Consider the following 12,385-nt stretch of genomic DNA (forward strand, 5'->3'; position numbering starts at 1 on the left):
AAGGTGCTGCACGGGAGACAGAGAATATGCGCAGCTTTGTGAAATCGTTTCATGTTGAACGGGTCACCAGTCGGCTGGTGTGTGTGGTGTTGTTCGCCATGCTGATGGCCCCTGGTGTGGGGCATGCTGGGTCCAGCGAAACATCGGCCGCTTTCACAGCCACCCAGCTGGTTCGCCAATTCACCTTGCGCAACACGGTCTCTCAGGTTAATCAGGGTTTGCAGGGTTTTGTCAGCGACCAAAATGGTGTGTTGCGTGGCCTACCCATGAGCGCTGCGCTCAGTTTTTTTCCTGCCGACATGGGCACAGTGCCCAACGGCTACGGCGTGCCCACGCGGGACGGTGGTGGTCGCCCCTTGGGCTATTGCGCTTGGGACAATGCCAGTTCAACCGCTGGCGGCGGTTTCAATGCAGGTCTTGGTGCGTCCGTCCCACTGGTGTATGCGGTGGTATCGGCTGGGTTGAATGGTGCCATCGAAACATCGTGTGCCCAAATTCTGGCCACCCGAACCGCAGCGGGCGATGATTACATTGAAATTCGTCAACCACAGCAGACCGCATCGCAGCAGTACCGAAGCAGTGTGGCCACCTATGCAGACTTGTTGGCCACGCAGGGCACCGATGGAGATGTACGCCTGGTCAGAGAAAGCAACCGGCTCTATACCTATTCGGCGGGCTCCTGGGTGCCGGTGTATGCCGGCCCCACATTCAATGATGATTCTGCAGCCAATGGCACTGGCGCAGTGTCGTACACCGCAGGCAAAGTCACGGTTGCTGAATTTCAGGCCACAGTGGCCAATTTCAGCAGCAACCTCACTGTGGCAGGCTCGTCAACTTTCAGTGGCGCAGTCACTGCATCCAACGGCATCACGGTGACTGCCGGCGGCGCAAAAATCACTGGCAATTCCACCGTGACTGGCAACCTGGACGTGAGCGGTGCGCTCACCGCAGCAACCCTGGCAGGCAATGGCAGTGCGCTCACCAACCTGAATGCTGCAAATATCACGACCGGCGTGTTGGGCGCTGCATTCGGCGGCACTGGCGTGGACAGCTCCACTGCGGCCAATGGTCAATTGTTAATTGGCAATGGCGCGGGATTCAGTCTAGGCAATATCGTCGGAATAGCCGATCAAGTCAACGTCACCACTGGCGCTGGCAGCATCACCCTGAGCTTGCCACAAAGCATTTCCACCACCAGCACCCCCACTTTTGGTGGCTTGATGCTGAATGGTGCATTGGTGGGCACCACCGCATCATTTAGTGGAAATGTGTCTGCCCAGCGTTTGATCCTGGCCGACTCTACAGGTGGGGTTTCTGACCCAAACCTGATTGTTGGTCTGACGGCCATGCAAGGTTCTCAAACTGGATCGGGCGGAAATACAGCAGTGGGCATCAGCGCGCTCCAAAGTAATCTTTCCGGTGCCTACAACGTGGCGATTGGAACAAATGCGTTGCTCACCAATATATCGGGCGGAATGAATACCGCTGCTGGATTTAATGCCCTGCAGCAGAACTCCGACGGGTTTTATAACAGCGCGTTTGGCGCTTACGCGCTTCAATCCAACAGCCATGGGCAGAACAATACTGCAATAGGCCTTAATTCATTGTCTGCCAATACGATCGGTAGCGCCAATAGTGCATTAGGAATATCTGCATTGGCTGGCAATATTGACGGATTCGGGAACACCGCATTTGGTGCTGCCGCCTTATACAAAAACACCCAGGGTGCGCGGAACGTCGCAATTGGCCTAAACGCGGGTTACTCCAATGCTAGTAACAACTCTACCAACGCCAACATCACTGGCAACAACAACACATTTGTGGGTGCTAATGCCATGCCAGGCACAACCACCCAGCTGACTTACGCCACAGCCCTGGGTTCGGAGAGCCTGGTCACCACCAGCAATACCATTGTGTTGGGACGCGCCACGGACAAAACCGTGATCGGCTCTACAGGCACGGCCAGTGGCGGCATTCTGCAAAACAAAATATTGCAAGTCACCGGCGATGTGGGCATCACTGGAAACCTCAGCATTGCCGGCGCGTTTTCAGCAGCCTCGTTCAGCGGCAATGGCAGCGGCCTGACCAACCTGAACGGCAGCAACATCAACAGTGGATTAGTACCTGTTGCCTTTGGGGGCACCGGGGTGAATGGCTCCGCAGCAGCCAATGGGGCATTGCTGATTGGCAACGGCAGTGGCTATACACTGGGTACACTCACCGGCACTGCAAACCAAGTTAATGTCGCCAATGGTGCTGGCAGCATCACCTTGAGCCTGCCGCAAAATATTGCCACCACCAGTACACCCACCTTTGCCGGCATGAACTTGAACGGCACCTTGAATGTCACCAACAGTGTGGCCTTGAACACCTCCAATTTGGGCAGTAGCACGTCCCTTCGCGATCTGCGGGTTTTCTCAACCGATGGCTTTTCTCCCTGGGACCATTTGCGGATTCGAGTGGGTGACCATCAGACCAATGTGGATGCCGGTGGCGCCGACAATGGCCTAAATTTCCGGGTGGGCAATGGCAATACAGGCAATGTGGGAGACCAGACCTACAACACCGTGCTCACCCTGTTTCCGGACCAGTCGGCTGTGTTTACTGGCCGTGTGGATGCACAAAGCCTTTACCTGGGTGGGCAGGCAGTCCTACCCATGACCAAGGCAAACATTGATGCAGCGCTGACATCGGCCAGTTCCATTGGTGCAGCGTCCCCGCAAACCAACCTGGCTTTGGGCACCAGTGCCCTGGCCAGCGAGCGCCGTGCAGGCAACGTGGCCATTGGTGCCGGGGTTCTGGCCAGCCTCACAGCCTCGGCTGCCAGCAATGACGGCGTGTTCAACACAGGGGTTGGTTACAGCACATTGGCGGCCAATAGCACAGGCCGCGACAACACCGCTGTGGGTGCAGAGGCTTTGCTTTTCAATACCACGGGTTTTTCCAACACGGCGATGGGGCGGGCTGCACTGTACAGCAATACCACCGGACAAAAAAATTCCGCATTTGGTTCAGCGGCGCTGTTTTCCGCAACCACCGCCAGCAACAACGCCGTCTTTGGTGACGGTGCTGCCTTTGGCCTCACCACGGGTTCAGACAACACCGTGGTGGGGCAGGGTGCTTTGTTCAGCACCACAACCGGGGCGCAGAATACATCCATTGGTCGTTTGAGCATGTTTTCCAATGCAACAGGCCAGCAAAACGCCGCTTTGGGAAGCGCTGCACTGTACAGCAACACAACCGGCAGCTACAACGTGGCCATGGGTCAATCAGCAGGTTTCTCAACAATTGGCGGCAGCACATCGAACGCCAATACCACAGGCAGCAACAACACCTTCGTGGGTGCATTCGCCATGCCTGGTACCACCACGCAGCTGAATTACGCCACAGCATTGGGATCTGGCGCCTTGGTTGGTACCAGCAACACAGTGGTGCTGGGCCGCACCACGGACAGCACGGTGATTGGTGCCACGGGCACCGCCAGCAGCGGCATTTTGCAAAACAAAATATTGCAAGTCACCGGCGATGTGGGCATCACAGGAAACCTCAGTATTGGTGGTGCGTTTTCAGCGGCATCATTCAGTGGTGATGGCAGTGCACTGACCAACCTGAATGCCAGCAACATCACCAGTGGTATGTTGGGCACTGCATTTGGCGGCACCGGTGTAAATGGTTCAGCAGCGGCCAACGGCACGTTGCTGATTGGGAACGGCAGTGGTTATACATTGAGCACACTGACCGGCACTGCCGAGCAAATCAATGTCGCCAACGGCGCTGGCAGCATCACCTTGAGCCTGCCGCAAAGCATTGCCACCACCAGTACACCCACATTTGGTGGTCTTGCCTTGAATGGTGCATTGGTAGGAACCACAGCATCGTTTAACGGGAATGTGTCTGCGCAGCGCTTGATTCTGGCCGATTCCTCGGGTGGCGTTGACTTGCCGAGCGTGATCATTGGTCAAGCGGCCATGCAGGGTCCACAAAGCGGATTTGGCGCAAACACCGCGGTGGGGATCAGTGCGCTGCAAGACAATCAATCCGGATACTTCAACGTCGGTATCGGGTCCAGTGCCTTGATGAATAACACCCATGGCGCTTTCAACGTGGCTGTGGGCAATAACGTCTTGGAAAAAAATCTGGACGGCATTTTTAATAGCGCCGTGGGGGCGTCTGCCCTTGGATCGAACACCAGTGGTTTGGGTAATACAGCCATGGGCACGCTTGCGTTAAGCGCCAACACCTTGGCGAATGGTAACAGCGCGTTTGGTCTTTCAGCATTGGGCAGCAATACAGAGGGACTTACCAACACAGCGGTGGGTGCACAAGCGCTGGGCAGCAACACACTGGGTAGTGACAACGTGGCTCTTGGCATTTATGCCGGTTATTCCACTGTTGATTCAAATGACACCAATGCGAACATCACCGGCAGCAACAATACATTCATTGGTGCCTACACCATGCCCGGTACCACCACGCAACTGAATTACGCCACTGCCCTGGGCTCTGCGGCATTGGTCAGCACCAGCAATACGGTTGTGCTGGGCCGCACCACCGACAGCACGGTGATTGGTGCTACCGGTACAGCCAGTAGCGGCATTTTGCAAAACAAAATTTTGCAGGTTACCGGCGATGTTGGCATCACGGGAAACCTCAGCCTTGGTGGCGCTTTTTCAGCAGCCTCATTGAATGGAGACAACCTGACATTGACCGGTGGGTTGTCAGCGAATTCGGCATTTATTACCGACTTTCTCAACGTAAGCCGACTTCTTTCTGCAAGTGCTGTTGGCAATATTTCAGTGGGTAACTTCAACCTGCTTGATCTGAACAGTGGATATGAAAACATCGCGATTGGCAATGGAACCCTTCCATTCAATGTGAGTGGCACCTACAACATTGCGATGGGTGCCGGCGCCATGCTCAATGCACAAACCGGTTCCGATAACGTCTCTGTGGGTGGTAACTCATTGCATATCCTGGTGAATGGCAGTAGCAACACAGCCATCGGGGCCAGCGCCTTGTACACCACAGATGGTTATGGCAATACCGGTGTGGGTGCGGCAGCTTTGGGTACCAATACCACTGGCAGCGAAAATACCGGTGTTGGTTTGAATGCGGGTGGAAATCGATTGTTTGAGCCAGCAGCCAATCAGCGTTACGGCAACAACAACACTTATCTGGGGGCTTATACGTATCCAGTGACCGACAGTTTGTCCTTTGCCACCGCCCTGGGGTCGGGGGCTGGTGTCGGCACCAGCAATACGATCGTATTGGGCCGCACCGTCGACACCACAGTGATTGGGGCCGAGGGTATGGCCAGTAGCGGCATTCTGCAAAACAAAATTTTGCAAGTCACTGGTGATGTCGGTATCACTGGAAACCTCAGCGTTGGCGGCACTTTGTCAGCGGCCTCGTTCAATGGCGATAACCTGGCGTTGACCGGTGGGTTGTCCGCATCCTCTGCAACGATCGCCGGCGTTGTGAATGCAGGTCGAGTTCAGTTCAGCAACGCGGCGGGCAACATTGTGATTGGCAATAACACCTTGACCAATGTTGAAAGCGGTTATGAAAACATCGCAATCGGTAACTACACCTTAAGCAGCAATATTAGTGGCGGCTATAACATTGCCATCGGGGATGGTGCACAAATCAGTCTCGAAACTGGTTTCAATAACGTTGCGGTAGGCCCTGAATCCCTCAACTATTTGATCAGTGGGTATAGCAACACGGCCATCGGAACACGTGCCTTGTACGACACGGACGGCTATGGCAATACGGGCATCGGGGATGGCGCGATGACCGCCAACACCACGGGCAATGAAAATACCGGTGTGGGCCTGGATGCAGGTCGATCCAGAAACTATTCCCATGCTTCAAACCAACGTTACGGCAACAACAACACCTATTTGGGTGCCCATTCGTTCCCGGTGACTGACAACCTGTCTTACGCCACAGCACTGGGATCGGACGCAGCTGTTAGCACCAGTAATACCATTGTGCTGGGTCGTACCATCGATACCACTGTGATTGGTGCAACGGGTGCAGCCACCAGTGGCATTCTGCAAAACAAAATATTGCAGGTCACTGGTGATGTGGGCATTTCTAATGGTTTAACCATCGGCGGTACTCTCACTGCGAGCACCCTGGCTGCAAATACAGCGAACTTCATCGGTGCTGTCACTGCGCAGCGTATCCTTGTTGGCGATTCAACCGGGGTTTTAATACCCAACGTGGTGGTTGGTTTGGGGGCCATGCAAGGAACACCCAGCGGCACCGGTGGTAACACTGCTGTTGGGCGCAACGCTTTGTCTTCCAACACCTCTGGTGAGGGTAATGTTGCGGTTGGTCGGGAAAGTATGCAAGGCGTTACAACGGCATCCTACAATACCGCTTTTGGCAGCTATGCCATGTTTAGCGGCAATGGCTCTTTGGTCACCGCGATTGGTTCCAGTGCTGCGGCTTACATGACTGGCTCTCAAAACGTGGCTGTTGGCGTTAACGCCCTGCAAATGGCGGGGAGTGTTTACAACGTTGCTGTCGGAAACAATAGCCTCTACGGGCTTAGCTCTGGTGGTGCAAATACGGTGTTGGGCCATTATGCGATGTCCAGCTTAACCGCTGGTGCCAGCAATATTGCAATTGGTCATCGCGCTGGGGGTTCCTTATTGACAGGCTCCGGTAACATCGCCATCGGCGAACAAGCCGCACAGGGTCTAACAAACGGTAGCAACAATTTATCGATTGGTAACAATACCCAGATTTCAAACAATCTGAGCTATGCCACCGTGCTGGGCAATAATGCAGTGGTGACTACCAGCAATACCATTGTGCTGGGCCGCACCACGGACAGCACAGTGATTGGTGCCACGGGCACTGCCACCAGCGGCCTTCTGCAAAACAAAATATTGCAGGTCACTGGGGATGTCGGCATTAGTGGCAATCTGTCTTTGGGTGGCGTGATCACCGGTGCTTCCGCTGTATTCACAGGCAATTTGGCTGCAAACCGTCTGTTGTTGGGTGATTCTTCCGGCGGCGTTACAAATCCAAATATCGTGATCGGGGTTGGGGCGCTGGGAGGTGTTCCCAGTGGCGCTGGCGGCAATGTGGCCATTGGTAACGGCTCGATGGCCAACAACACATCGGGTGGATTGAATGTGGCCATTGGGCACCTGGCCATGAACTCCAACACCACGGGTTATCTGAACACGGCACTGGGCGCGTCGGCCCTGATTAGCAACACCACCGGCAATAACAACATTGCCATTGGAACTGATGCTTTGTATGCCAACACAACCGGCTCGGACAACGCTGCGGTGGGGGTGTATGCCTTGACCTCCAACACGACAGGTTATTCCAACACTGCAATGGGTAGTAGTGCGCTATATGCCAACACAACAGGCTATAGAAACAGTGCATTCGGTTACAGTGCGCTGCTGAGCAACACCACTGGATACGCCAACACGGCCACTGGCTACCATGCGCTGAAGTTCAATACCACAGGCAATCAAAACACAGCCACCGGGTACAAGGCACTTGAATTCAACAGCACGGGTTATCAAAACACGGCTGCAGGCTATCGATCCCTCCAATCGAATACCACCGGTGAAAGCAACACTGCCACGGGTTTTGGTGCGTTGCAATTCAGCAGCACTGGTGTGAGAAACACGGCTGATGGTACTTATGCCTTGTACAACAACACGACCGGCGATCGAAACACGGCAGTGGGCTACTCTGCATTGGCAACCAACACAACGGGGAGTTACAACACGGCGATTGGGCACTCGGCTGGACCAAGCGATTCAAATCTGTCCTATTCCACAGCGCTGGGCGCATTTTCATCCGTCAGCACCAGCAACACCATCGTGTTGGGCCGCACCACCGACAGCACCGTGATTGGTGCCACAGGCACCGCCACCAGTGGAATTCTGCAGAACAAGATTTTGCAGGTCACGGGTGATGTGGGCGTCACCGGTGATTTGTCTCTGGGCGGTGCTTTAACACTGAATACCCTGAATGCAACAACAGGCAATTTCTCTGGCGCTGTGTCTGCCTTGCGATTGTTGGTGTCTGACTCATCGGGTGGCGTGGCTGTACCCAACATGGTTGTGGGTGGAAACAACATGGTGAATGCTCAGAGCGGAGGTGGTCAAAACACGGTACTGGGTATTAATGCGCTGCGCGACAATACCTCGGGCGCACAAAACACAGCCGTTGGCTTGTCCAGTTTGATTCAGAACGTGGATGGCAGTAACAACACGGTGGTGGGCGCCTATGCCATGTATGTCAACACTTCTGGCAGCAACAACACAGCATTGGGTGGTTCGGCGCTGGGCGATCAAACCACTGCCTCCAATAACACTGCTGTAGGCCAAAGCGCCCTGCGAAAGGCCACCACGGGTGGCTTTAACTCGGCGCTGGGCCAAAGTGCTTTGTACAGTTCCACCACGGGGGCACTTAACTCGGCTTTGGGCATGTCAGCCTTGTGGGCCAATACCACAGGTTCTGCCAACGTGGCGTTGGGTGTGAATGCCGGTTACGCCGACAGCGCATTTAGTGCAACCAACCCCAACACCACCGGCAGCAATAATACTTATTTGGGCGCCTACGCACGACCGAATTCGGGCGTTCAATTGAATTACGCCACTGCCTTGGGGTCTGATGCGCAGGTCTCGACCAGCAATACAATTGTATTAGGCCGAACCACCGACACCACCGTGATTGGTGCCACGGGCACCGCCAGCAGTGGAATTCTTCAGAACAAGATTTTGCAGGTTACGGGTGATGTGGGCATCACTGGAAGCCTCGGCATTGGCGGTGCATTTTCTGCTGCTTCATTCAGTGGTGATGGCAGTGCACTGACCAACCTGAATGGCAGCAATATCAGTAATGGTACCGTCTCGGCAGCCCGTGGTGGCACAGGTTTGGATGGTTCTGCGGCGGCCAATGGGGCATTGTTAATTGGCAATGGGGCTGGGTTCAGTTTGGGCAACTTGACAGCTGGAGCAGGACTATCCATCACCAACGGCTCGGGATCGATCTTGATTGCTAACACAGGCGTAAAAACTTTTAATAGCCGCTCCGGTGATGTTGTGCTAACAAAGACCGATGTCGATAACGCTGGTAATTTATCGGGGAGTAATTTTGCGTTTGGGCCAGGCACCTTGGTGAGCTTAACCAGTGGTATTCAAAATCTGGCGTTTGGAAACAATGCGCTGACTGGCGTGACTACCGGCAGTAACAATGTGGCTTTGGGGACGTTGGCCCTCCAATATGGAAACGCTTCGAATAATATCGCCATCGGTAGCTTGGCCAACCGAGCGTCTAATGGTGGTGACAATGTCACCATTGGTTCATATGCCATGGAATTTAATTCCACAGGTGATAGTAATGTTGTCGTTGGTAGGTCGGCGATGCGCAATGCGACGGCAGCCAGTCAAAACGTCGCCATCGGATATTTAGGTTTGTATGGTGCCTCCACAGGGGGATCTAATGTGGCGGTGGGTTCGCGTGCGGGTTACGCTTCTCCTGGCGGGGATACCTCATTTGCCAACACAACGGGCGCATATAATACATTTTTGGGAAGCAGTGCTCGCCCAGGTACGGCGACTCAATTAAGTTACGCCACAGCCTTAGGTGCTGAAAGCTTGGTGAGTACCAGCAACACCATTGTGCTGGGCCGAACCACCGACACCACCGTGATTGGAGCAGACGGCGCAGCCACATCGGGCAACTTGCTGGGTGGAAAATTGCAGGTCACCGGCGACATTCGCGCCAGCGGTAATGTGTATGCCTCCGGTGTGCAACTGACCTCAGACCGCCGCCTAAAAACCGACATTAACCAGATGGACAACCAAACCATTCTGGACAACCTGACGCGCATGAGTGCCTATCGCTATCGCCTCATCAATGACCCCACGGGACAGGTTCGCGTCGGTGTGATTGCACAGGAGTTGGCGATGCTGTTTCCCGAATTGGCGCAGGTCAATGTCAGTGGTTATTACAGTGTGGACTATAGTGGCTTGGGTGCCTTGGCTGCAGCCGGTGTCGGCAAACTAAATGCGCAGCTGAAATCACTGGACAGCACGGTACAAACCCAGGGCAAGAAGCTGGGTGAACTGGGTGTTCGTGTAGACCAAATGGACGACCGGGTAAAAGGTTTGGAAGACTGGAAAACATCGGCCAATACCCGAATGGACTCGTTGCAAAAAGCCATTGATGTAAACGTGGAAAAAATTGCTGAGAATGCGCTCAAAATTGCTGCCAACACGGAGAGAATTACCGCACTGGACGACGCCCTGGGGCGCTTGGACAAGCGGGTGGGCACCACCGAAAGCCGCCTGAGCAAAGTGGAGGCCACGTGGAGCAACACCTTCACCGTGTCCGATGATGGCAGCACCTTGACCGTTCACACCCCCAACCTGGTTGTGAGCAATTTCACCGCCGAAGCCCTGCGCACCAAGGCTGCATACACCGAACGTTTGGAAGCGGAAATGGCCCGCATTCGCAATCTGGAAGTAGATAGCCTGAAGGCCAACATCGCCACCGCACGCAATGTGAAAGCTGAGGTGGTGAACACAGGCAGCGCGGAAGTGTATGCGGGCGCAGGCATGCCAGCATTCTTGTTTGCTGCACCGGCTGACGGCCATTACACCGTCAACACCAGTGCCATGGATGGCAGCTATGCCACCGCCACGGTGATCGTGAACGCAGGCCAGGTTAAGGTGATTCCCATCAAGAGTGAGGGTATCGACCTGATCGGCGACGGCAACTCGGTCAAAGCCTTGGCTGCCGGAAAAATGATCCGCGCCAGCTGGATCAAGATGGGTTGATTGTTCAAAAAAAAAGAGGCTCACCCAGTGAGCCTCTTTATTCATGCAATCAATACTGGCTGATCAAATACCGGTATTGAGGTGGGTGGGGTCTATCGGCAAACCGCTGTGTCCCAACGCATCGGCACCAGAAGAAATCCCACTGGTCACTGTGTTGATGATTTCACCGCCACCGCCGCCTGCAGGTGAAGACGCGCCTTGCAGCGCGTTCGTCAATGTGTCGGCTCCACCGAGCAAGCCTTCCACCTGTCCGGCCAGCGGTGCCAATTCAGTGGGCAAACCGCTGGTGGGCAGTGCATCGCCGGTGGGCAAGCCAGCCGACAGCAGGTCCCCCGATGGCAACCCATCAACAGCAGGCAGTCCATCCGGGTTCAATTGGCTCAGCACGGTGCTCAAATCGGGTGTGCCGCTGGAAGAACCGCCGGACAACACGGTTTCCAGGCCTTGAGTCAATTGGCCAACCAAACCGTCCAGCACAGTGTCGACTTGCGGGGCGACTGAACCCAATTGGTCCAGAACCATGCCCACAGGCTCCACTTGTTGAGCCACGGGGCTTAACAGTTCGCTGGCGGTGTTCACCACGGACGTGACCAGCCCACCCGATGTCAGTCCATCCAGCGGTGCCGCATCCAGCAGGGTGTTCAGACCAATGTCCGTGTTCACCAGGCTTTGCAATTCATGGGTGACGGGGGCCAGCGGCTCACCCAGCGGTGTAGCATCCAGGCCGTCAACCAGTTGATTCACCACGTCCGCTTGAGGGGTGCCAGGGCCAGTGGCTGCCACCAACAGGTCATGCAGGTTTTCTGCACCACCCATCCCGCTGTCTTGTACACCGGTCGACAGGTTGTCCGGGGTTGAGGCTGGGTCGCTGGCGCTGTTCTGTCCTGCGGTTGTGATTGGGTCGAGCAGGGAAGTCTGCAGGTTCTCTTGGGTCAGGTTCTGGTTGGCAAATTCCTGCAGGCTTTGTGGGCTGTCCTGGCTTGAAAATTCGCCGCTGTTGAGCCCGCCGCCCAAGCCACTGCCGCCGTTGCCACCCGAGCCCGATGTGCTGAGGTTGCTGCCGGAGTCGCCGCCATCGCTGCCGCCACCGGCCACAAATGCACCGGCTGCCAGGGCACCAAGACCCAGTGCACCGCCGCCGCCCGCGCCAGCCAGCGCACCAAACAGGCCCATGCCCCCGTCGGCTTCCATGGCTGCCGAGTTCTCGGCGACTTCGGTCGTGAATTCAAAGCAATCCCCGTCCTCGCTCACAACCATTTGGGGGCCGTTGGGGCCTTCCTGTTCGCCCAGGGTAATTTTGCCGTTGGCAGTCATGATGCCAGCGGCAGCCACTTGTCCAGCCAGGCCAGGAAATTCCAGCGCCAACCGGCCTGTGGAGCCTGTCTTAACCACATCGCCGGGCAACAGCGCGTCGCCCGCTTTCAAGTTGACAACTTCCCCGTTTCGGGTAACGCTAACTTCGCCTTCCAAATCTTTAATCAGTGCGGTGGGTGCAGCCATTCGAGGGCCTCCTGTTTGAAATCGGTTGATTTTTCATGTGCTTGCGCAAGATGATCAGC

General features: G+C 55.4%; 2 protein-coding genes. One reads left to right on the forward strand and one right to left on the reverse strand.

Translation table 11 applies throughout. The features are described 5' to 3' along the window. Positions 1–26 precede the first annotated feature (26 nt). On the forward strand, positions 27–10,826 hold the full coding sequence (locus NQT62_RS14130; protein WP_256765382.1) for a tail fiber domain-containing protein: 10,800 nt from the start codon (positions 27–29) through the stop codon (positions 10,824–10,826). Positions 10,827–10,889: 63 nt separating this feature from the next. Here the strand turns inward: NQT62_RS14130 and NQT62_RS14135 are convergent, their stop codons facing one another. Then, complete coding sequence (locus tag NQT62_RS14135) at positions 10,890–12,326, reverse strand: FecR family protein (RefSeq protein WP_256765383.1); 1,437 nt, start codon at positions 12,324–12,326, stop codon at positions 10,890–10,892. Between the last annotated feature and the right edge of the window lie 59 nt (positions 12,327–12,385).

The organism is Limnobacter humi (assembly GCF_024518835.1).
Taxonomy (GTDB): Bacteria; Pseudomonadota; Gammaproteobacteria; order Burkholderiales; family Burkholderiaceae_B; genus Limnobacter; species Limnobacter humi.